This window comes from Sphingobium limneticum (assembly GCF_008710155.1).
Lineage (GTDB): Bacteria > Pseudomonadota > Alphaproteobacteria > Sphingomonadales > Sphingomonadaceae > Sphingobium > Sphingobium limneticum.
The window spans coordinates 40,861-64,270 of the sequence record NZ_VYPZ01000018.1 but is presented as its reverse complement, the minus strand read 5'-3'; the positions used below and the strand labels follow the sequence as shown (position 1 = coordinate 64,270).

Below are 23,410 nucleotides of genomic sequence, written 5' to 3'. Positions count from 1 at the left end.
GGATGAAGGTCTGGATTTCCCCCACGCATTCCGCTGTCTCCGCGGGCACATGACGATCCTCTATAGCAGATGGCAGGTCCGGCATGCGCCTTTGCAATGTCGTATGACCCTTGCCTGACAAGGTGGAGATGGACGCATGACTCCTCGTGAACTGCTTGCTGCGATCCCCCCCGTGTCTCCCCCACTGACTTTGGTGCAGGAACAATGGCCGACACCCGTTACCCAGCCCTTCATGCCGCCATTGGCTGAATATATGCCTTATCTTCAGACCATCTGGGCCAATCGGTGGCTGACCAACTCCGGGCCGTTCCACCAGGAACTGGAGCGGGCTTTGGAGCAGCATCTGGGCGTGCCGCATCTTTCCCTGATATCCAACGGAACCACCGCCCTATGGATAGCCTTGCAGGCGCTCCGGATCGGTGGTGAAGTCATAACGACGCCATTTTCCTTCGTGGCGACCGCGCACGCGCTGCGCCTTGTCGGCGCGACGCCGGTCTTCGTCGATATTGACGAGGCCGACTGCAACCTCTCACCGCAAGGCATAGAGGCCGCCATCACCGAGAGGACCACCGCCATCTTGCCGGTGCATTGTTTCGGCCATCCCTGCGACGTGAAGGCAATCGGCGAGGTCGCCGACATTCATGACCTCAAGGTGATTTATGACGCGGCCCATGCCTTTGGCGTGCAGGCTGATGGATCAAGCATTCTGTGCCATGGCGACCTGTCGACTGTCAGTTTCCATGCGACCAAGGTTTTCAGCACGATAGAAGGGGGGGCGATCATATCGCCTGACGCGCGGACCAAGGCGAAGATCGACCGGCTGCGCAACTTCGGGTTCGTCGGCGACATGACGCTGGCGGGGGCATCCATCAATGGCAAGCTGAATGAACTCCAGGCGGCATTTGGCCTTTTGCAACTGCGCTATATCGACGACATCATCGCGCGGCGGGCCGCGATCAGCGCGCGTTACCATAGTGCTTTGGCGGAAATGGCGGGTATCATGCCGTTCCACGCCATTGGCGCGACCACGCTCAATCACGCCTATTTCCCCGTACGCGTAACGGAAGAATATGCAGTCAGCAGCGATACATTATGCCGCGAACTGCAATCTGTGGGCATCATGGCGCGGCGCTATTTCCATCCCCTGATCTGCGACATGCCCGGTTATCGCGACCTTCCCTCGGCACGTCAGGCCCTTCCGGTCGCGCGCCGTATCGCACGCCAGATATTGTGCCTGCCGATCCACGCCAATCTGAGCGATGAGCAGGTCGATCGGGCCGTTGGAATATTGGCTCGTGCCTGAGGTGAATATGCGCGATGCGATGGCATGGATGCGCGATCTGCCTGCCCGCATGGCGCTGCGTTGCGCCAATATGCGAATAATCAACCGGCGCCTGGAAAGAGGTCACGCCAAGAGGCTGGCCCGGCATGAGGGTAAAGCGCCCAAGCTGTCGGGGATCGACCTGGAGATCGTGGAGGGACTGCGGCGGGACGGGATTTTCGTGACAAATCTGGCGGCGCTGGGATTGCCCGGTTCGGACGCGATGCTGGCCGCAGGGCGGATGGTCGGCGATGCCTTCTCGGTGGAGGCGCGGCAGCAGTCCGCCGATGGGGCTGCATTGACGATCGCCCCACCCGCTTCGGTCGCGTCGCGGCCAGAGATATTCGCATGGGGATTGCATGAGCGCCTGCTGGATATCGTCGAGGCCTATCTCGGCGTTCCAGTCGGCTATGATGGCGTCAATTTGATCTACACGGTATCTGGCGGCCGGGAAGCGGGTCCGCGTTGCTGGCATCGGGACTGGGAGGACCGGCGCACCATAAAGATCGGCATCTACTGCAACGATGTCGTGGCGGGCGGCGGCCCGTTTCAGCTCATACGCCGCCGCGACCCCACACAGGGCGGGCCTCACGGCTATCACTACAGCTTGGCTGACGATAATATGCTGACGGAAAAACTCGGCGCGGACTATCATCAGGATATCGTCAGTTGCGAAGGTCCGGCAGGAACCGTCTTCTTCTGCGAGACGGCGCTGCATTTCCATCGAGGCGAGCCGGCTGTTCACGCAGATCGCCAGGCATTGTTTCACAGCTATTTTGCGCGCAGACCGCGTCACCCTTTTCTTTGCGAACGGTCGGGATTGAGCCGAAAGCAGATTTCCCACCTCGCCGGGCCATTAAGTCTTCGTCAACGTGCAAGTGCGTGTTGGCGGCGAGATCTGCCTTGGTTCGTCCGGCTCATTCCTCCGGCGAGGATCTAGGCTCAAAATCTATCAATTGTCCGGGCTAATGACGATAGGTTGTTTTTGAAGTCGATCCCAAGTCAACCATCGATCATGTCTTCATGAAGGTGCCGGCAGCCGCACCTGATAAACCAATATGCGGTTGTCATTGTCCAGGTCGGAATCGCAGGATTGCCCGGACATGCGGCAGTGGCGCGCGATGAAGTCATTATCGTTGCCGACGAGCAGGAAATAATCGCCGGGCCGCCCCGGTTGCAGGGTCGGAACCAGGTCCATCGCTTCCCATTTCTCGGACAGGGCATCAACGCTCAGACCGAACCGCGCAAGTTGAACGGGATTGAGCATGTCGATCAGTTCGCCATGTTCGGCAGGAACGATATCCGGCTTGAGTGCCGTTCCGGCCGGGTCTTGGAGCAAGGATATGGTGTCATTTTCATAGGGAAGACCGGCAATGTTGGTCGCATGGCTGACGTCGACCAGCAGAATCTTCTTGTAGACGATGGGCGTTTTGGGATCTGCGCCGCGTCCGGCCGCATCGCGCGCCAGCATCAAGAAGCGATGATCGTCGATCGCCAATATCTCGCTCTGCGCGGCGGTGCGGTCGGGGCGCTGCCCCTTGCCATCCTTGTCATAGGCCGGAAGCTTTACGACATGATGGGCAATGGGTTGCGAAGGGGTTGGTGTTCGGCTGATGTCATATATCAGCACGCGGCTGTTGATGCGGCCCGCGGCGTTGCCCGTCGCGCTGTCCTGGACAAGGGCGCTTTGCAGGACAACGAACAATCTATGTCCATCGGGCGATATCGATAGGCCTTCTGGACCCTGATTATTGCGTCGCCCCGTATCTGGCGCTTGCAGGGATCCGAAATAGGGGCGCCCATTGGACATTGGCATGACTGCGGCGGGCGGACGGATCACACCGCGCAGCTTTCCGCCGCGATCGAAATAATAGATGTTGGCCGTATATTCGTCACCGATGTAGAAATGGCCATCGCGCGTGAATTGCAGCGATTCTGCGTCGAGCGATATCTTGCCCATGCCGGTGCCATCGGCTGGCGCGGGCAGGATGATGCCTCGCTCGGTCTTCGTGCCGGCGGCCGGGTCCGCGCCTGTAAAGGGCCGGCCGTCAAAGTCGCGCAGCTTCAATCCGCCGTCGGGTGTAAAAGTCAGTTGGCCGTCGCCGGGCGTGAAGCGTAGCCGGAACCGGTTCAGTCGCGCGGGGTAATCGAAAAACAGTTTGGCCGCCGGATCGTTGCGACCCCGATCCGGCAAGGTCCACAATATGCCCTCATAATGGTCGCCGACGCGTCTCCAGCTGCCGGGCGCGATCTTCAGAGAGGAGAAAGACCCCAGCGTGTCACCCAGGAAATCGATGGTGTCGGCTGGCAATTGCCCGGCGCCGACCAGGCCTTGATCGACAAAGACCTGATCGTGAAACGGGATATTACGGACGTCGGGAACCTTGTTCCCGTCAGTCCCGGCGATCGCCCCCTCTCCGCCGGCAAGGGGGGAGAGAAGGGCCGTCAATAGCCAAATGATGGTCAGATGTTTAGAAAGCAACGCCGATGGTCCCGAACACTTGCCGCGGTGCCGACGAATGGAACACCAGGATAGAGCCGGTCGGGTCGTTCGGCGCGAACACGCTATTGTCGAAATTGGAAGCATAGCGCTTGTCGGTCAGGTTGGTGACGTTGAGCGACAGCTTCGTATTCTTCAGCGGACCCAGATCGCCAAAGCTGTAGCTGACGCCCAGATCGACCGTCGCATAACCGCCAAAACCCTGATCGTTCATATAGGTGTAATAGCGCTTGCCGGTATATTTGCCCATCACCGATGCGGAGAAGCCGCCATAGTTCAGCGTCAGGGCGCTGGAATATAGCTGCTTGGGCGTATCGACCTGCTGCTTGCCATGGGTGGCGTACAGCACGCAGGTGGCGGTGCAGAAGTTCAGATCCTGATCATAGACCGTCTTGTTCAAGGAGGCGGAATTATACCAGCTCAACCACGGCGCCGGCTTCCACAGGACACCGAGTTCCAGGCCCTTTGCAGTGACGCTGCCGGCGTTGTGGAAGGAATTGCCACAGCCCGGATTTTGCTGCTGGTTCGTCGGGCACGGATTATATTGCAACAGCCGGTCGTCGAATTTCACCCAATAGCCGGTTGCCGAAACCTGAAGCGTGCGGCCGACATAGCGATAGCCGCCCTCGACGCTGCGCGACGTTTCCGGTTTCAGCGTGGCGCCCTGGGCGTTCCAGATCGGCTGTGTCACCGATTGCGGCCCAAGTTTGAAACCACCCTGATACATGGCGATATTTTCGGCATAGCTGGCGAAGACTTCATGGCCGCGCGCCACTTCCCAATGGACGCCGAATTCGGGAAGGAAATAATCCTTGGCCGTCAAAGATCCCGTGGCGAACTGGGTGGATGCCGGCGGCGCTGCCTTGGCAATGCCGCGGATGGCCCGCGCATCGGACCGGGAGTAGGTGCCCTTGAATCCGAAATCGAAAGTCAGTCTGTCGTCGAGCAGCGACACCGTGTCCTGCATGTAGAATTGCCGGGTCGTCCAGTCGGTTTCCTGCACCCATTGTGCCGTGGCCGGCTGGCCCTTCAGAAACTGGCCGAGGTCGAACGGGCCGGTGACGTCGTTGCGGATGTAGCGGGCGGCGCTGCTCTTATTGGCTTCCGTCCATACGCCCGCTTCGAAATGGTTGAACCCGATCCGCCAGCTAAGGCTGCCCAGCACGCCGTCGCGATCAATGGTGTAGCGCGTATCACGGATCGTCACGGGCAGGTCGTCGGCGGTGGTCGCCGTACCCTGAGTCGACAGGCCGGAGATGAAATTGTTGCCGGCACCCTTGTCGGTATGGCGATATCCCTGCACGCGTGCGCTCAGCCCCGTGGCGATTTCGATATCGGCCGCGAGATAATAGAGCTGGTCGTTCCGCAGGATCTGGCCGTTGGTGAAGGTCACGTCGCCGCTTTTCTCCGGCGCCGCGGACGGGACGCACTTGATCGGTGTCGTCGTCACCGCGCAGGCGTTGCGGCTGAGATAGGTCTGCCAATTCGGGGCATAACCGCCCAGATCCCAGCCGCGGCGCGCCAGCGTGTCTTTGGACAGATAGGCATCGTCGGCCTGGTTGGTGCGCGAAATGTCGGCAAAGGCCGTCAGCTTGAAGCCATCGGTCCGATACACGATCTTGGCATTGACCTGCTTGCCCGTGGATTTCTTGTACGCGGCTTGATCCACGAACAGATCCTGTCGGCTGTAATGGCCCGAAACATAGGCCGACAGGCCTTGATACTCGCCGGTGTCGAAGCGTACGAATGTGCGCGCGGTCTTCTCGCTGCCGATGGTCTGGCTGACCTTCAGGCCCAGATCCTTGCTCGGGTCGCTGCTGGTGTAGATCACCGCGCCGCCCAGATTGCTGGTTGAAGCGATCGCAAGGCCGGCAATGCCCGTGGCAAGGTCTGCGCGTCCCAGATTTTCGGAGATCAATGCGCGGCTGATCGTCAGGCCGTTATAATTATTGTAGGCGCCGTCGCCCAGCGGCATGCCGTCCAGCGTATAGCCCAAATGTGTGGTGCTGAAACCACGTACCTGAAGCGACAGGGACTGTTCGTTGACGCCCAGCGCGTCGATGGATTGCGCGCTGACGCCGGGCAGCATGTTCAACGCCTTCTGAATGCTGGTGCCGGGCGGCAGCGCATCCAGGTTGGACGGTACCAGGGTCGAAACCGATCGCGTTTCGCCGCTGCCGACAACGACGATGTCGACATTGCCATTGCCTGCGGTATCGAGCGCCGGTGCGGCGGTTGCGGCCGTCTCGGCGTAGCTGGCGGGCGCGATGGCGACCAGCGCGACGGAGGCCATGAAAAATGCGTAAGCCTTGCCGTGGCGCATATTGCGGCGCGAAAAATTCGTCATGTATATATCCTGTCCCCGGCGACCCTCTCGATCACCCCGGAGAGGCCGCTAAGCCCGCTTCTGGTCATTTTTGTTACGATTCAGAAACGCGGCATTAATGTTGTCGTTTGTGAGACATTTATGCATCATGGCCGGGTGGCGGTGCCCGGCAGAGTAGCGTCCTAACCCGATCGGCCACTTCCGCTAGCCGATCGAAATCATGCTCTATAAGGTAATCGCCGCGTTCGATCTCAGCCGGCTATGATCTGCGCATAGGCTTGCGGATCGACATTGCTGCCAGATATCACGACGACCGTGGCACCATCGGCTGGCGGCGCGATGCCCTCCAGCGCCGCGGCCAGCGCCACCGCACCGCCGGGTTCAATGACCAGCTTCATCTTTTCGAAGGCGAAGCGCATTGCATCGCGGACCTGATCGTCGGTGACGCAAAGCCCGCCGGACAGCAGCGCCTTGTTGATGGGGAATGTCAAAGCGCCGGGGCTGGGCGCCAACAGGGCGTCGCAAATCGAACGAGCCTGGGCCTCCACGCTTTCTCGTACACCACTGGCCAGCGACCGGGCGGTATCGTCAAATGCAGCCGGCTCCACGCTGTAGATAGCTACGCCGGGCGCCTGATCCTTGATCGCCGTGGCGATACCCGCAACAAGGCCGCCACCGCCGCAGCATACCAGCACCCGGCCTATCTGAACCCCGGCCGCCTGCGCCTGCTCCCATATCTCCAGTCCGGCCGTTCCCTGCCCTGCGATGATGTAGGGGTCGTCAAAGGATGGGACGAGCACGGCGTCGCGCTCCGCTGCCAACGCCGTGGCGATGGCCTCGCGCGATTGCGTGTAGCGATCATAGGGCACGACCTGTGCTCCAAGTGCGCGCGTATTGGCGACCTTGATGGCGGGCGCGTCGGACGGCATCACGATGGTCGCCGGAATATCGAGCAACCGCGCTGCTGCGGCAACGCCCTGCGCATGATTGCCCGAAGACCATGCCACAACGCCATGGGCCCGCTGTTCGTCCGGAATACGGGACAGACGGTTATAGGCGCCGCGAAACTTGAACGATCCGGTATGTTGGGCACCTTCGAACTTGACCAGCACCCTGTGCCCGACCCGCTCGTTGAGCGGCGCAAATTCCAGCATGGGCGTCCGGATGATCGCTCCGGAAATACGTTCTGCGGCATCACGAACATCGGCAGCGTCAATGGCAAGGTCGGTCATGATGATTGTCCAATTTGGCGAACGAGGGTCGCAATATATGCCGGCTTTTCTTGATCATTCCACATTGTAAGCCGCACAAACGGTGCCACCTTCGGCCGCCTGTCAGGCCTTCGATGTAGCCGGCTGGCTGGTCGAAACGTGCAATATATGGCTGTCGTCATAGCGGATCCAACAGGCAAAGCCGTGACCACATTCCGCATGAAGTTTCAGAATTTCGGCATGGTCGAAACGGTAGAGATGACCATTGTCTTTGACTTCGATTGTGTCGACGCTCTGGAAATCGACAGGAGCCAGCGGAACGGCATCCCGGCCACGCTTGACCTTCACGTCATACCGCGCCGCGCCTTTGAGATAGGCGATGACGATGTCGTGGGAACTGGCATTCTGCCATCTGGGGTGAATGGGGCCGCATCCCTGCAACAGGGCCAGGGTCGCCATAGCAAGGGCGATTTTGCCGATTATCTTCACCAGATGGTCTCCGCGTTCCGTTGGTTCGCCTCTCCCGATATGGCTTTCATGGTCTTGATTGCGGCTCCTACCTGCCTGAGCATGAGTGCCGGATTAACGATCGGCGGACGGGGTACCGTCCGCCGATGATAAGGGCCGATCTAGCCGATCTTGCCGAGCAAACTGTCCACTGCGACCTTGGCGTCGCCGTAGAACATCCGCGTATTGTCCTTGTAGAAAAGCGGGTTTTCGATACCGGAATAGCCGGTGCCCTGGCCGCGCTTCGACACGAAGACCTGCTTGGCCTTCCACACTTCGAGCACCGGCATGCCCGCGATCGGCGAGTTGGGATCGTCCTGCGCAGCCGGATTGACGATATCGTTGGAGCCGATGACGATCACCACGTCGGTAGACGGAAAATCCTCGTTGATCTCGTCCATTTCCAGCACGATGTCATAGGGCACCTTGGCCTCTGCCAGCAGCACGTTCATGTGGCCGGGCAGGCGGCCTGCGACGGGGTGGATGGCAAAGCGGACAGTCTTGCCCGCCGCGCGCAGCTTGCGGGTCAGTTCGCTCACGCTCTGCTGCGCCTGCGCCACCGCCATGCCATAGCCTGGCACGATGATGATGCTGTCCGCCTCATTGAGGGCGGCGGCCACGCCATCGGCGTCGATCGCGACCTGCTCGCCCTCGATCTCCGCTGCCGGGCCGCTGGTGCCGCCAAAGCCGCCCAGGATCACCGAGACGAACGACCGGTTCATCGCTTTGCACATGATGTAGCTCAGGATCGCACCCGAGGAACCGACCAGCGCCCCGGTCACGATCAGCAGGTCGTTACCCAGCGTGAAGCCGATCGCGGCGGCTGCCCAGCCCGAATAGCTGTTCAGCATCGAGACGACGACGGGCATGTCCGCGCCGCCGATGCCCATGACCAGATGGAAACCGATGAACAGCGCCAGCACCGTCATGGCGATCAGCACGGTCAGTTCGCGGCCCTCGATCCCGATATTGCCGACATACATGACGAGCAGTAGCAGCGATGCGATGGCTGCTATGGCGTTCAGCAAATGGCCACCCGGCAGTTTCTTCGCCTTGCCGTCCAGCTTGCCGGCCAACTTGCCAAAGGCGACGATCGACCCGGTGAAGGTCACCGCGCCGATGAAGATGCCCAGAAATTCCTCGACCTTGAGGATATTGATCTCGACCGGCGTCTTGTGCGCCAGCACGCCGGCAAAGCCGGTCAGGGCGTCGCGCGCGGCGGGATCGAGCGCGTGCACCGTTTCCAGTTCAAAATGCGCATTGAAGCCTATAAGCACCGCTGCCAGCCCCACAAAGCTATGCAGGGCGGCCACCAGTTGCGGCATTTCGGTCATCTGCACCCGCACCGCGACGATCCAGCCGATGATGGCGGCTACGGCGAAACTGCCGATCACGATCGGCAGATTGGCCGCGCCAGGGCCAAGCAGCGTTGCCAGCACGGCCAGCGCCATGCCGGAAATGCCATACCACACCGCCCGCTTGGCGCTCTCCTGATTGGACAGGCCGCCAAGCGACAGAATGAACAGGACCGCGGCCGAGATATAGGCTGCGGACACTATGCCAGTATCGAACATGCAGGCCCCCTTATGACCGCTGGAACATGGCCAGCATCCGGCGCGTGACCAGGAAGCCGCCAACGATGTTGATCGAAGCGATCAGGATGGAAATCGTCGCCAGAACCAGCACGATGGTGCTGGATGACCCGACTTGAAGCACGGCCCCCACCACGACGATGCCCGAAATCGCATTGGTCACCGCCATCAGCGGCGTGTGCAGTGCGTGGCTGACATTCCAGATCACCTGGAACCCGACGAAACAGGCCAGCACGAAGACGATGAAATGCGCCATGAAGCTGGCCGGGGCGACCGCACCGACGCCCATCAGCAGCAGCGCGGCGACGATGAGCAGCGTGACCTGCGACCGGGTCTGCGCCTTGAACGCGGCGATGTCCTTCGCCCGCTTCTGCTCGGGCGTCAGTTCCTCGGCCTTGGGCTTGGGCTTTTGCGCGGCGATCGCCTTGATTTTGGGCGGTGGCGGCGGGAAGCTGACCTGCCCTTCAAAGGCGATGGTCGCACCCCGGATCACGTCGTCCTCCATATCATGGACGATCACGCCATCCTTGCCCGGCGTCAGGTCGGCCAGCATGTGGCGGACGTTGCTGGCATAAAGCGAGCTGGATTGCGCCGCCATGCGACTGGGAAAATCGGTATAGCCGATGATCGTCACGCCATTGGCAGACACGATCTTCTGGTCGGTGACGGTCAGTTCGCAATTGCCGCCGCGTTCGGCCGCCAGATCGACGATGACCGATCCGGGCCGCATCGCCTCGACCATGTCCTTGGTCCACAGAACGGGCGCATCGCGGCCCGGAATGAGAGCGGTGGAAATGACGATGTCGACGGTCGGCGCCAGTTCGCGAAACTTCTTGAGCTGCGCTTCGCGAAATTCGGGGCTGGACGGGGCGGCGTATCCACCGGTCGCCGCGCCATCCTGCTGTTCTTCCGAAAAATCGAGATAGACGAACTGCGCGCCCATCGATTCGATCTGCTCGGCGACTTCCGGCCGCACGTCGAAGGCCAGCGTGATGGCGCCGAGCGATGTCGCCGCGCCAATTGCGGCCAGGCCCGCGACACCTGCGCCGATCACCAGCACCTTTGCCGGCGGTACTTTTCCTGCTGCGGTCACCTGACCGGTAAAGAAGCGGCCGAAATTGGCACCCGCCTCGATCACCGCGCGATAACCGGCGATATTCGCCATGGACGACAGCGCGTCCATTTTCTGCGCGCGCGAAATGCGGGGCACCATGTCCATCGCCAGTATATTGGCGCCGGTGGCATTGATCGCCGCCAGTTCTTCGCCGCGCTGGCCGGGATAGAAGAAGGAGATCAGCGTCTTGCCGGGCGTCAGTCGCGCCGTCTCTTCTGCCTCGGGCGGGCGGACCTTCACGATCACGTCCGCTTCGGCCCATAATGCGTCTGCATCGGCCACGACCGTCACGCCAGCCGCGCGGTAGGCATCATCGGCAAAGCCGGCCTGCTGACCCGCGCCACTTTCGACCAGGCATATATGGCCCAGTTTCTGAAGTTGCCCCGCACTGTCTGGAGTCAGCGCAACGCGCGCCTCGCCCAGTGACTTTTCTCTGGGTGCACCAATCTTCACTCTGCGCTCCTCCCCTTTTCCGGCCATGGTCCGGTCGCCCGGCGCATGAACTTGACCCCTATTGGCGGCTCCAATGCGCTTGGTCCATCGTAAAAGCCTTGCCGCCGTAAAAGCTGAACTTCCTGGCCGTGATAATGACCATTCATGTCAGTTCCAAGCAGTCCGGTGATATGGACCTGAATGCCGGCTCGGTTTTGCTTGGCCGGCTAGCCACTCCTGTTCGATAATGCTTTCCACATCGCGTCCGAACGCCTAGAGGCGCTTTATCCCCGGGGGGCCGCTCATGCGCGGCTGAGAGGTGGTCAGCAGACCACGACCCGCTGAACCTGATCCGGCTGATTACCGGCGTAGGGAGGGCAAGGCGGCGCGTCCGCCAGTCCCTCCGCGTGGAGTGGACGAGAGACGATGACGATATATGTGACTTTTGTTGGCCGGGCCGCTCTTGCGACGGCGTTGCTGGTGTCGGCTTCCGTCGCGATGGCGGCGGACGACGAACAGGATCGCGCGACCATAGAGGTCACGGGCTATCCCGACCCGCAGGGCCTGCTGCCTGACCAGAATGCGCCCAAGGCGGTCAGTTCGATCGCCGAAGCCTTCATCAGCAAGCAGGCGCCAACGCTCAACGCCTTCCAGCTGGTCAACCTGCTGCCCGGCGCGAATGTGTCGTCGAGCGATCCCTATGGTCTGTCCGCAACGTCCAGCCTTACGCTGCGCGGCTTGGGACAGGACCAGATCGGCGTGCTGCTGGAAGGGGCGCCGCAGAACGACATCGGCTATTATTACGCCTATCCCTCGCAATTTGCCGACGCGGAAAATGTGCGGCAGATCGCATTGGCGCAGGGCGCGGCCGATATCGACGCGCCGGTCGTGGCGGCGGCGGGCGGCACATTGTCGCTGACGCTGAATGACCCCAAGGAGGAGATGGGTGGCCTTATCAACCTGTCGGCCGGCTCCTACGACCAGCGGCGCGTCTTCGCGCGGTTCGACACCGGCGAGATCGGGAATAGCGGCCTCAAGGCGTTCATCTCCTACTCCAACAACCGCGCGGACAATTGGCGTGGGGCAGGCTATGACAAGCGCCAGCATATCGACGCGAAACTGCTGCACGAATGGGGCGAGGGCAATCGCGCCAGCCTGGCAGTGTCCTATAATGATGCCATCACCTCCACCTACCCCAGCCCGACCATGGCGGACTGGAAGGCGAGCGGGCGCGGCTTCAACTTTACCAAGCGCTACACGGACGGCGACACCAGCTATTGGCGCCTCTATCGCGCGCCGTTCCGCAACCTCTATTTCGCCGCGCCGGTGCATATTCAGCTGAGCGACAGCCTGACATTCGATAGCAGCGCCTATCTCCAGATGGGGCATGGCAATTCGCCCTATGGCACGCAGCTGGCGACCACCGGCAATTATCTGGGCACCGAAGAACTGACGCAGCCGATCGCGCTGCCCGGCGCCGTCGATGGCGTGGCGACCGTGCTCGGCAACTGGACCGGCAAGCAAAGGCGCGTCGGCGACGTCAGCAAGCTGACCTTGCAGGCGGGCATCCACAGCATCACCGCCGGCCTGTGGTTCGACTATGGCACCGACCGCGTGACACAAAGCTATACGTCGATCGATGCGAATGGGCGGCCGGTCGATGCCTGGGGCTATCAGGACAAGGCGATCCGCACGGCCGACGGCCGCCTGCTCGCCTATGAAAATCAGCGCACCGTCACCGTGACCAAGGGCTTTTTCCTGGCGGACAGTATCGCGCTCACGCCGCGCCTGGGCATCGATATCGGGTTGAAGGGGGTGAGCCTGCTGCGCAACGGCCGCAATTATCTGCCGGGACCGCAGTCGAAAGTGCATGTCGACAGCTTCGCCGCCTTGCCGCGCGCGGCGGTCCATTATCGACTGGACGAGCGGCAACAATTGTTCGCCAACATCACTACCAATTTCCGCACGCCCAACGAATTTTCCCTCTATGACAGCTATTATGGCGGCGAACTGGTCAACCAGGGGACGGGCGCGCTGAAGAATGAATATAGCGTCTCGCAGGAGCTGGGTTATCGCTATATCGGCCCCAACCTGTCCTTCTCGCTGACCGCCTTCCACTATCATTTCCGCAATCGTCAGGTCGCGACGGTGGTCAACAGCGGCGGCGCGCTGGTCAATTCGACGATCAATGGCGGCAGCCAGACCAGCTATGGCCTGGACGGCGAGATCGACTATCGCCCGTTCAAGGGGTTCAGCCTCTACGCATCGGGCGAATATCTGCACAGCCGGCTGGATGACGATCTGTCGGTGGGCGGCGACCGGTTGCCGACGAAGGGCAAGCGCGCGGTCGCGGCGCCACGCTTTCAGTTCGCCCTTGGCAGCACCTATGATGATGGTCGCCTGTTCGGCAGCACGGCCCTTAAATATGTCGGCCGCCAATATGCGACCTTCATGAATGATGAGAGCATCAAGGGCTATGCCACGCTGGACTTGGCGATCGGCGTCCATCTGGCCGGGCTGATCGACGCGAGCGCCATGGACCTGCGCCTGAACGCGATCAACGTCACCAACCCGCGCGTCCTGTCCGGCGTGTCGGCGATCAGCGCCAATGCGCAGGATGTGACCGGCCGCAACGGCACGTTGATCGCGGGTTCGGCGCCCGGCTACTATATCGGCAGCGGACGCGCCTTCGTGGCGACGCTATCGCGAGCTTTCTGACCATGAGCGGCGGCCATCTGGTCCATGGCATGGGGACGGCGCTGGAGGCACCGACCTGGCCCGCTATCACTCAAGCGGAGGCGGAGGCGGTGTTGGACCGCTTTCCGGCGGCAGGGCGTCTGATTGACCTCAACTGGCATTCGCCGCGTCCCTTTTCGGCAGCGGCATTGATCGAGACGGACCGAGGCGTCCATTTCCTCAAGCGCCATCATCAGCGGCTTCGCACGCCCGCAGCACTGGCGCAGGAACATGGCTTCATGGCCCATTTGCGGGCGGCGGGGCTGTCGGTGCCGGACGTGGTAACGGCGGCAAACGGCGCCAGCGTGATCGCGCTGGGTGAATGGACCTACGAACTGCATCATGACGCGCCTGGCATCGACCTTTATCGCGATCGCCAGTCCTGGACGCCGTTTCTGACGCCAGGTCATGCCCATGAAGCGGGCGCGGCACTGGCGCGGCTGCACCGGGCTGCGCAGGGCTATGAGGCACCTGCCCGCGACGATCGTCCCCTTGTTGCCAGCTTCACCATCCTGTCCGCGTCCGATCCGCTGGCGGCTGCGGAAGCCTATATCGCTGCGCGCCCGGCGCTTGCCGGCTGGCTGGCGGACAAGCCATGGCGACAGGAACTGACGCGGTTGTTCGCGACGCTGGGCGAAGGCGTGCCCGACCAAGTGCCGCTGTGGACGCACGGAGACTGGCACCCGTCCAACCTCCTCTGGACGGCAGAGGGTCAGGTCGACACCATCATCGATTTCGGGCTGGCAACACGCACATGCGCGCTCCACGACCTCGCCATCGCGATCGAGCGGACCGCCTTCCGCTGGTTGGATCTTGGGCAGGACGATGCGCTGGGTGATGTCGACACGGCGCGCGCGATCCTGGCCGGCTATCGCACGCTGCTACCGCTTCCGACCGACATGGCAACGCTTGCTCGCTTGCTGCCGCTCGTCCATGTGGAATTCGCCCTGTCGGAGATCGACTATTTCGCCGGCATCGTCGGGGATTCCGATCAGGCGGCGGTCGCCTGGCAGGATTATCTGATCGGCCATGCCGACTGGTTCCTGTCTGCTGCGGGGCAGGATTTTCTGCGCCGTTTGGCAGGGGAGGCTGTGGCCTGATGTCGGCGCTCGAAATCATCGGCGTGATCGTCAGCTTTCTGGGCATATGGCTGACCGCGAAGCGGCGTATGCTGTGCTGGCCGGTCAACCTGCTGGCCTGCGCGCTCTACTTCAAGATTTTCCTCGATGTGCGCCTCTATGCCGACATGCTGCTGCAAGCGCTGTTTGGCATAGCGATCTTCTATGGCTGGATCGTCTGGGCAAGGGGCAGGGCAGATGCAGGCGAAGTCGTCGTCGCGCCCCTGCCGTTCGTGCGCGCGCTGGCGGGCCTTGCGGTCGGCGTCATCGGCGCGCTCGCTATCGGCTGGACCATGCATCGCTTCACCGATGCGTCGCTGCCCTGGATGGATGCCGCGCTCAGCAGCTTCAGCCTGGTCGCGCAATATTGGACCGCACGCCGCCATGCGGCAAGCTGGCTGCTCTGGATCCTGGTCGATATCGTCTATGTCGGCATGTTTGCGTACAAGCATCTGTGGCTGACGGCCGGCCTTTACGGCGCGATGATCATCCTGGCGATACTGGGTTACAGGCGATGGCGCCTTGCGTCGGGACCGGCCACCGCCTGACCGCCTGCTATCGCGCTCACCATGGGCGACCGCTTATGGAAATCGCTCGTCCATCTATGTCCCGCACTAATAGAAAGGCCGCATAAAAGGCCGGAACATGCCGATTTGGCTTGGGTGCGAAGGCAGGTTCATGCCCGGTCATAGACGATCAAGAATTAATCATGGGATTTGCCCTGCGGGATTCCATACCCTTGGCTCATGGCTCCATTTCGGGGGCTTCAAGGCAGGAAAGGATGACATCATGTCCACAGCCGCAGCCGAGATCATCACCGCCACAGGGCTCGACATTCGCCCGCTCCAACCCACGATAGGTGCCGAAATCCACGGCATCGACATCGGCAAGCCGATCAGCCCGGACGTGCGCGATGCCATTCGCGCAGCCGTGCTGGAATATAAGGTCGTCTTCTTCCGCGACCAGCAACTCGACAATGAAAGCCACGCCGCCTTTGCGCGTGAATTCGGGCCGCTCTACACGCATCCCAGCACGACTCATGACCCCAAGGTCACGCCTATCCACAATATCTCCGCCGTGGATAATGCGCGTTTCGACAAACGTCATGCGAAGGTGAAGATCAGGCCGGGCGAGGCCTATCATAGCGACACCAGCTGGCGTCTGGTGCCGACCTGGGGCGCGGTGCTGCGCGCGGTCGATCTGCCGCCGGTCGGTGGCGACACCGTCTGGGTCGACGCCCATCTCGCCTATGAAGGACTGTCGGACGACCTGAAAGCGCGGCTGGAGGGGCTGCACGTCACCCATGATTATCGCCCCTCGCTGCTGGCCGACGGTCATGACTATCCGATCGTCGCCCATCCGGTGGTGCGCACCCATCGGGAGACGGGCCGGAAGATCCTCTGGGTCAATCTGACGCAAAGCCCGCAGATATTGGGCGTCGAACTGGCCGAAAGCCGCGACCTGATCGATCAGATCTTGCTGCAATATAAGCGCCCCGAATTTCAGGTCCGATTCTCGTGGAAGCCCGGATCGGTCGCCTTCTGGGACAATCGCGCCGCCGTTCATTATGCCGTGCGCAACTATGGCGACTATCCGCGCCTGCTTCATCGCGTTCTGATCGCCGACGAACCGCTCTACGCTGACCTTTGAAAAGCGAGAAAGCATGACCGAACCGGTCGCATCCGATCGGCAGGGGGCAGGGGTGGCGCAGCGCCGCTCCCGCCTCTGGCTGTGGGGTGGGGTGGTGCTGGCTCTGGCCGTACTCGCCACCATCCTGTTCCGTCCCGTTAGCGGGGGGACGGCCGACGAAGCGCGCACTTTGGTCGTGGGCGATCAGCGCGGCGGCGCCCAGGCCCTGCTCAAGGCGGCGGGCGAATTGGATGATGTGCCCTATCAGATCAAATGGGCCTTGTTCCCGGCCGCGTCTCCTCTGTTGGAGGCGCTGGACGCTGGCGCCATCGACATTGGCGGCATCGGTGCTGCCCCCTTTGCCTTCGCCTATGCGAGCGGTGCGCAGATCAGGGCGGTCACCGCCTATCGCCCCACCGGCGACCATGCAGGAAGGGCGTCGGCGATCGTCGTGCCGAAAAACTCGCCTATCCAGACGCTGGCCGACCTGCGCGGCAAGAAGGTGGCGACGATCCGGGGATCGGCCGGACAGGATCTGGTGCTGCGCCTGCTGGAACGGGCGGACATCGATCCCCGGACGATCCGCTGGACCTATCTGTCCAATGGGGAATCGAAGGCGGCGTTGGCGTCCGGCTCCATCGATGCCTGGTCGACCTGGGGCAGCTATGTCGGCATCGCGGTTCTGGAAGATGGCGACCGGATCTTGGCCGATGGTGGAAACCTGCCCACCGGCGTCGGCTTCTACGCCGCCAATGACAGGGCGATCGAACAAAAACGCGCCTTGCTGGGCGATTATGTCGCGCGGCTGGCGCGGGCGCGGGCCTGGGCGCGCGATCATCTCGACGATTATGCCCGCGTTCTGGCGAAGGAAACCGGCATACCGTTTGACGTCGCGCGCTTCGCCGCCCAATCCTATGTCGGTAATGCCGTGCCGATCGACGCAGCGCTCATTCGCGAACAGGCGGGCATTTTCGAGCGTTATCATGCGGCCGGGATCATCCCGGACGTGCCAAGGGCGGACAAGGGTTATGACGGATCGTTCAACCGGCAAGTGGCAGAGGCCACCTCTCCTGCAGGAGTATAGGTGGCCGGCATGACTATTCTGTCCCTATCCCGACGCCGGGCACTTATGGGCCTCGCCGCGACCGGCCTTTTTGCCGGCTGCGGCCGCGGCGCGGCTGGCGACACGCTCAAGGTCGGCAGTCAGAAAGGCGGGACGAAAGCGCTGATGCTCTCGTCCGGCGTGCTGAACGGAGTGGGCTATCCGATCGAATGGGCGGAATTTCCGGCGGCCCAGAATCTGCTGGAAGCCGTGGGCAGCGGTGCGGTCGATGTCGGGCTGGCCGGCGACGCGCCGTTCCAGTTCGCGTATCAGAGCGGCCTGCCGATCAAGGCCGTCTCCGCCCAGCGCAGCGATCCGCGCCCGACCCAAGCTGTCGCCATCGTCGTGCCCGGTGACTCGCCGGCGCGCTCCATCGCCGACCTCCGGGGCAAGCGCATCGCCACCACGCGCGGGTCGATCGGCTATTATCTTGCCCTGCGCGCCCTGCATGAAGCCGGACTGCCGCCGGATGCCGTCCATTTCATCTGGCTGACGCCGGGCGACACCCGTGCCGCCTTCGCCTCGCGCACGATCGACGCCTGGGCCTGCTGGGTGCCCTACACCACGACAGCCATCGCGGAGGGTGCACGGGTCGTCGCCGACGGCCAAAATCTCATTCACGGCTATGCCTTCGAAGTGGCCAATGAACAGGCGATCGGCGATAAACGCGCAATCCTGACCGATTTCCTGCAACGGGAATCGAAAGCGCTCGACTGGGCGGCGGCACATTCGGCCGATTATGCCAAAGTGCTGGCGAAGGAAACCGGACTGCCGTTGGACATCGCGCTCGTCATGGTGCGCAAGAATAACCGCCATACCGTGCCGATCACGCCATCCGTGATCGACGATCAAAGGATCGTGCTCGATACATTCGGGCATGCCGGGGAAATAAAGCCGGCCAGGCCGCTTGATCAGGCCTTTGCGATCCTATGATTAATGATCATGGGTATATTGCCAATTCAAAATAAAATTAAACTAAACCTCTGCAAGGTTTAACTCGTTTAAGCTGCGGCGCCGCGTTCGATAGCAAGCATCTCTGACAGATAATAGTCGCAGGGAAAGATGATGATCCTATCGCCATTGCTGAAACATAGCGTTTCGGCTGTCTCACTCGTTGTCTCACTGGCCTGTAGCGTTCACGCGGCCGAACCGCAGGCATCGGCCGCGCCGGACGATGCGGTCGCCGATGGCGGCGCCATCGTCGTGACCGGCGTGCGGGGGGCGCGGCCCCGGACCGTGGCGGACAGCCCGGTACCGATCGACGTCATCGACACGCGCGAATTGCAGGCGACGGGTCGCGTTGGCCTCAAGGACATATTGGGCAATATCGTACCATCGCTGACCGTGCCGGCGCTGGGTGGGGGCGGCACATCTTCGGGTGCCAAGCCTATCTCCATCCGGGGCCTGAGCGGTGATTATGTGCTGGTGCTGGTCAATGGCAAGCGCCGCCACACCACCTCGCTCATCAACAATCTCTCCCGCGTGTCGGGTGGCAGCACGCCGGTCGATATCGATCTGCTGGCCGCCAATTCCATCGGCCGGGTCGAGGTGCTGCGCGATGGCGCGGCCGCCCAATATGGGTCGGATGCGATCTCCGGGGTGATCAACTTCATCCTGGACGCCTCGCCCGAAGGCGGCGAGTTCGCCACCACCGCTGGCAGTCATTATGAAAAGGGCGGGGAACTGATCCAGCAATCGGTCAGCTATGGCACCCGCATCGGGGCGGACGGCGGCTTCATTCGCTTTGCAGCGGAGGGCAAGTTCCACGACCGTGCCGATCCGTCGGGTGCGATCGTCGCGGATTCGGTCGATCTCTATCCGCGTCTGGCGGGCGGTGCGCGTGATCCGCGCGAAGCGACCATCGACCGCAACCGCGCCGGCAATTATGGCCGCACCAATCGCGACTATATCGCCAACGGCTCCTATAATGCGGAACTGCCCGTCAGCGACGTGACGACGCTCTACAGCTTCTCGACGATCAGCTATCGCGACATCAAGGATGGGCGCGGCCAGTTCAACGCAAATAACATAAATTCCCTGCCCGAAATCTTCCCCAATGGCTTCCTGGCCAAGCGGCGCATCTGGGAAACGGATTTCCAGATCACGGCCGGTGCCCGCACCACGATCGGGGGCTTCGACGCGGATTTCAGCAGCAGCTTCGGCCGGGACGATGTGAAGCTGGGCGCGGTCGATACGCTCAACCCGTCGCTGGGGCCAAGCAGCAAGACCAGCTTTTTCATGGGCAAGCAGATTGCCAGCCTCTGGGTCAATAATGTCGATTTCAGCCGCACCTTCGACCTCGGCCTTGCTGAGCCGCTGACGCTGGCCTTTGGGTTCGAACATCGATGGGAACGGTTTCAGAACAAGGCCGGCGAACCCGACAGCTATCGCGACGGCGGCTATGTGATCCCGACCGGTGCCACGCCGTTCCAGCTGGCCTATGGCGGCCAGCGTCCTGCGGCCAGCCTTGTCTCCTTCACCGGCACGACTCCCGCGGACGCCTTTGTCCTCACGCGCAACAATGTCGCGGCCTATGTCGATATCGGCGCCAATATCAGCCAGGCCTGGTTCGTCGGCGTCGCTGGCCGCGCCGAACATTATACCGACAGCTCCGGCGAAACGGTCAGCGGCAAATTCTCCACCCGCTATGAAATCGCTCCTGGTTTCGCGCTGCGCGGCGGCGTCAACACCGGCTTTCGCGCGCCATCGCTGGCGCAGCAGGGCTTTTCGACCTCGCAAAATACCAGCATCATCATCAACGGCGATCGCGTGCCGCAACTGGTGAAGTTCCTGGCGCCAAACGATCCGATCGCCGGCTATTTCGGCGCCAAGCCGCTGACGCCGGAAAAGTCGCTGAACTTTACCGCCGGTGCGACCTTCGAAAGCGGGCCGTTCCGTCTGACGGTCGATGGTTATCAGATCCGCATCAAGGACCGGATCGTGAAGACCGAAATCCTCAACAGCGCAGAGGCTAAGGCGATCCTCGCCAGTCCCGAAGTGACCGCCATATTGGCGGCGCGCGGCGTGCCGGGGATCAGCAGCGCGCAATTCTTCATCAACGGCGTCGATACCCGCACGCGCGGCATTGACGCTGTGGCCGAATATACTTGGCGCACCGGCTCGTTTGGCGACTTCAAACTCAATGCCGCCTATAGCTACAACAAGACCAAGCTGCTCGATGTCGCGGCCAATCCCGCCAATCTCGCCAACACGATATTGTTCGGGCGGCAAGCCCGCGCCGACCTCACCAGCGCGACGCCGCGCGACAAGCTGGTGCTGAGTGGCGAATGGACTTTAGGCGCGCTCCGCAGTCTGCTGCGCGTGACCCGGTTCGGCAAATATACCGAAACCGGCACCAGCCAGACTTCGACCACGGACGATCGGACTTTCAGCCCCAAATGGGTGACCGATCTCGATATCTCTGCGCAAATCACGCCCAAGATCAATGTCGCGGTGGGCGCCAACAATCTGTTCGATGTCTATCCTGACGATATCGGCGTGATTCAGGCCAATACCGGGGCCGGCCTTTACGGCAATTTCGCGCCCTTCGGCCTGAGCGGTGGATTCTATTATGCGCGGCTGGGCGTGAAATTCTGATTGGCCGGCCATCCCGCCTTCTTCAGGAAGGCGGGATGGTTCCGGTTCAGCTATCGACCTTGCTACGCAGATCGGCCAGCGCGGTCAGTATGGCCGGTGCTTCGGTGCGGACCAGCCAGTCGGGACTGATATCGACGAAGCGCACGACCCGTTCGTTGTCGATGATGATGACGGCCGGCTGCGGAAACTCCGCGCTGCCCGTGCCGGTCAGATCGCCGATCCAGCCGGCCGTCGGCTGTCCTTCGGGCACTACATCCCGATCGAAACTGATGCCGAAACGGCGGGCCAGCTTATTGCCCCGGTCGCTTGCCACGGGGAAGCTCAGACCATGCCGTTCGCTGATCGCGCCCAGCCCCTTTTCCGGCAGATGCGGACTGATTGCGACCAATGGGATGCCGGCCTCCTCCAGCGCAGGCCGAAGTTGGCGATCATAATAGGGCAGGGCCAGATTGCATGCGGGACATCCAGCGAAGCGGAAGAAGATCAGCACCGCCGGCCCCCGTGCAACGAGATCTTCCAGCGTCAGTGTCTCCCCATCCGCGCCCTCCAGCGTGAAAGGCTCGACCACGTCGCCGACCTGGACAACCGCCTTGGGATCGAAATCGGCGACCAGCCGCGCGCGCCGGTCGACATTCTTGGCCAGTTGTGCCGGCTCCCATGTACGGACGCGCTCCGCATGCAGGGCCTCAAATTGCGCGGTCAGGCTTTCTGTCTCCGCCATGGATATTCCTTTCTGATCGAACGACGCCCGTCATGGGCACTGTCCAAAATTAAGGCGCGTCATCGATGGCGACCAATGCGCAATGCTGTGCGATTATGACATACGCTCATGGAACATGTGGGAGCAGCTTTTTGCTGATCTGCCGAAGTACGCAGATTTCAGGGGATCCTTCACGGCTCATGGCCACGATGGTGATCGGGCCATGCAAGCCAGCGCAATCCGTGCTCATGCGGCCTCCCACAGCGGTGCTTTTGCCTGATGTTCCATTGCCAGCCCAAGCGGCCCCAGCGGGTTGGCGACCAATCCGCTGACCATCGTCGCCTGTATGGTGGTGGCAGGCCAAAGCTTGGATAGCGGGCCGACCACATGATCGCGGATAAGGGGCAGCAGACGGCTGTCCGATTGATAGACGGGCGTGAATAATGCGGTGAGCCATTGGTAAGTCATCACATGGCGGCGGCGCATCTTGACGGCGCGACAAATGCCTTCATCCACGTCGTTCGCTTCCGCCAGACCTTTTGCCAGCGCCCAGGCATCGAGCAGGGCCATGTTGGCGCCTTGCCCAAGCTGGGGACTGGCGGAATGCCAGGCATCGCCGATATGGACCAACGCAGTTTCCGCTGGTGACCGCAAAGTGCGGTGCGCATAGCGCGCAAAGGTCAGCTGGCCGGGGTCGTCGATCTGGTCGAGCAGCGGCGCGCATTCGGGCCAGAGCGCTGTAACCCGTGCCTTCCAGGAGTCGAGCCCGGCCTTGTGCCAGTCGTCAAGCCGATCGGCACGCAATGACCAGAAGAAGGCGGCCTTTGGCGTCATCGCGTCAGGCGGCGTGCCGATCGGCAAGACCCCCGCCATGATGCTGGCGCGATCATAGCGCTGCGCCAGACTATGCGGATCGAAGCCGGCCTTTTGCGGCCAGTCGAGGCTGGCCCACAGAGCGCCATAGGCCAATTCCCGACCGGTCGGCGGCGCCAGCGGCGTGCGCGTCCCCAGTGCATCGACCACCAGATCATAGGGCGCGCTGGCGTCGCCATCGGCAAAGCGCAGCGTCCGTTGCGTACCGACCGGCTCGCTGTCCACCAGGGCGCGGCCGGTATGGACAGTGATGCCTGACCGCAACACGGCCTCATGCAATATCCTGAAAAGGCTTGCACGATGAATGCCGATGCCGAACGCGCCCTTGTGGCGCAGGGCAGCATAATGGACATTGAGGACCACGCGCTCGCCCGCCTTGCCAAACAGGCGATCGATGCGCGACCCGGCATGCACGACTTGGTCCAGCAGCCCCAACTGCCCCAGAACCGCCATGCCCGTGGGCTGGATCATCAGCCCCGACCCGATAGGGCGGGGCGTGTCGAAACGATCGAAAAGCGTAACTTGATGCCCCGCGCGACTGAGCAACAACGCCGCCGCCAGTCCGCATGGCCCGCAGCCTGCGATCGCGATGTTCAGACCCCGCATGACCGCCGCCCAGACGCGCCGATTTGCCGTTCCAAGAGGATGAGCG

At 62.1% G+C, this 23,410-nt stretch carries 17 protein-coding genes and 1 riboswitch; of the genes, 10 read left to right on the top strand and 7 right to left on the bottom strand.

Annotated elements, in window-relative coordinates:
* The first annotated feature begins 136 nt into the window (after positions 1 to 136).
* Together F4U94_RS17520 and F4U94_RS17515 are read left to right on the top strand one after the other, a co-directional pair.
* Positions 137 to 1,303: a DegT/DnrJ/EryC1/StrS family aminotransferase gene (locus F4U94_RS17520; RefSeq protein ID WP_120252609.1), complete on the top strand. Its 1,167-nt coding sequence runs from the start codon at positions 137 to 139 to the stop codon at positions 1,301 to 1,303.
* Positions 1,304 to 1,562: 259 nt separating this feature from the next.
* A complete protein-coding gene (locus F4U94_RS17515) occupies positions 1,563 to 2,261 on the top strand; it encodes a hypothetical protein (RefSeq protein ID WP_150412113.1) in 699 nt (232 codons plus the stop codon).
* Positions 2,262 to 2,342: 81 nt separating this feature from the next.
* Here the strand turns inward: F4U94_RS17515 and F4U94_RS17510 are convergent, their stop codons facing one another.
* The 3 genes from F4U94_RS17510 to F4U94_RS17500 all read right to left on the bottom strand — a co-directional run bounded on the left by F4U94_RS17510 (position 2,343) and on the right by F4U94_RS17500 (position 7,379).
* Complete coding sequence (locus tag F4U94_RS17510; RefSeq protein WP_246171639.1) at positions 2,343 to 3,770, bottom strand: esterase-like activity of phytase family protein; 1,428 nt, start codon at positions 3,768 to 3,770, stop codon at positions 2,343 to 2,345.
* A 22-nt stretch (positions 3,771 to 3,792) separates the two neighbouring features.
* A complete protein-coding gene (locus F4U94_RS17505) occupies positions 3,793 to 6,168 on the bottom strand; it encodes a TonB-dependent receptor (protein ID WP_232016493.1) in 2,376 nt (791 codons plus the stop codon).
* A 230-nt stretch (positions 6,169 to 6,398) separates the two neighbouring features.
* Complete coding sequence (locus tag F4U94_RS17500) at positions 6,399 to 7,379, bottom strand: threonine ammonia-lyase (RefSeq protein ID WP_120252612.1); 981 nt, start codon at positions 7,377 to 7,379, stop codon at positions 6,399 to 6,401.
* Positions 7,380 to 7,562: 183 nt separating this feature from the next.
* On the opposite strand from F4U94_RS17500, the gene F4U94_RS24440 reads away from it, so the two are divergent.
* On the top strand, positions 7,563 to 7,976 hold the full coding sequence (locus F4U94_RS24440; RefSeq protein ID WP_161600415.1) for a hypothetical protein: 414 nt from the start codon (positions 7,563 to 7,565) through the stop codon (positions 7,974 to 7,976).
* Positions 7,977 to 7,987: 11 nt separating this feature from the next.
* Here F4U94_RS24440 and F4U94_RS17490 read toward each other — a convergent pair whose 3' ends face one another.
* Entirely contained in the window at positions 7,988 to 9,439 is a 1,452-nt protein-coding gene (locus F4U94_RS17490; protein ID WP_120252613.1) for an NAD(P)(+) transhydrogenase (Re/Si-specific) subunit beta, read from the bottom strand.
* Between the two features lie 10 nt (positions 9,440 to 9,449).
* Positions 9,450 to 11,024: a Re/Si-specific NAD(P)(+) transhydrogenase subunit alpha gene (locus F4U94_RS17485; RefSeq protein ID WP_120252614.1), complete on the bottom strand. Its 1,575-nt coding sequence runs from the start codon at positions 11,022 to 11,024 to the stop codon at positions 9,450 to 9,452.
* 260 nt (positions 11,025 to 11,284) lie between these two features.
* Positions 11,285 to 11,395: riboswitch (TPP riboswitch) on the top strand.
* 34 nt (positions 11,396 to 11,429) lie between these two features.
* Here F4U94_RS17485 and F4U94_RS17480 point away from each other — a divergent pair.
* The 7 genes from F4U94_RS17480 to F4U94_RS17450 all read left to right on the top strand — a co-directional run bounded on the left by F4U94_RS17480 (position 11,430) and on the right by F4U94_RS17450 (position 21,185).
* On the top strand, positions 11,430 to 13,721 hold the full coding sequence (locus F4U94_RS17480) for a TonB-dependent receptor (protein ID WP_120252615.1): 2,292 nt from the start codon (positions 11,430 to 11,432) through the stop codon (positions 13,719 to 13,721).
* A 2-nt stretch (positions 13,722 to 13,723) separates the two neighbouring features.
* Entirely contained in the window at positions 13,724 to 14,839 is a 1,116-nt protein-coding gene (locus F4U94_RS17475) for a phosphotransferase enzyme family protein (RefSeq protein WP_120252616.1), read from the top strand.
* Positions 14,839 to 15,405, top strand: coding sequence for a nicotinamide riboside transporter PnuC (gene pnuC, locus F4U94_RS17470; protein WP_120252617.1), 567 nt, complete (start codon positions 14,839 to 14,841; stop codon positions 15,403 to 15,405). The genes F4U94_RS17475 and pnuC overlap by 1 nt, the downstream gene beginning before the upstream one ends.
* A gap of 241 nt (positions 15,406 to 15,646) precedes the next feature.
* Positions 15,647 to 16,507, top strand: coding sequence for a TauD/TfdA dioxygenase family protein (locus F4U94_RS17465; RefSeq protein ID WP_120252618.1), 861 nt, complete (start codon positions 15,647 to 15,649; stop codon positions 16,505 to 16,507).
* 13 nt (positions 16,508 to 16,520) lie between these two features.
* Entirely contained in the window at positions 16,521 to 17,570 is a 1,050-nt protein-coding gene (locus tag F4U94_RS17460; protein WP_120252619.1) for an ABC transporter substrate-binding protein, read from the top strand.
* A gap of 9 nt (positions 17,571 to 17,579) precedes the next feature.
* Positions 17,580 to 18,521 carry an ABC transporter substrate-binding protein gene (locus F4U94_RS17455; RefSeq protein ID WP_232016495.1) on the top strand — a complete coding sequence of 314 codons (942 nt, stop codon included), beginning with the start codon at positions 17,580 to 17,582 and terminating at the stop codon, positions 18,519 to 18,521.
* A 129-nt stretch (positions 18,522 to 18,650) separates the two neighbouring features.
* Positions 18,651 to 21,185 carry a TonB-dependent receptor plug domain-containing protein gene (locus F4U94_RS17450; RefSeq protein ID WP_120252621.1) on the top strand — a complete coding sequence of 845 codons (2,535 nt, stop codon included), beginning with the start codon at positions 18,651 to 18,653 and terminating at the stop codon, positions 21,183 to 21,185.
* 46 nt (positions 21,186 to 21,231) lie between these two features.
* Here the strand turns inward: F4U94_RS17450 and F4U94_RS17445 are convergent, their stop codons facing one another.
* Positions 21,232 to 21,906, bottom strand: a complete 675-nt coding sequence (locus tag F4U94_RS17445; RefSeq protein ID WP_120252622.1) for a peroxiredoxin-like family protein — start codon at positions 21,904 to 21,906, stop codon at positions 21,232 to 21,234.
* Positions 21,907 to 22,131: 225 nt separating this feature from the next.
* Positions 22,132 to 23,364 carry an FAD-dependent oxidoreductase gene (locus F4U94_RS17440; protein WP_120252623.1) on the bottom strand — a complete coding sequence of 411 codons (1,233 nt, stop codon included), beginning with the start codon at positions 23,362 to 23,364 and terminating at the stop codon, positions 22,132 to 22,134.
* Between the last annotated feature and the right edge of the window lie 46 nt (positions 23,365 to 23,410).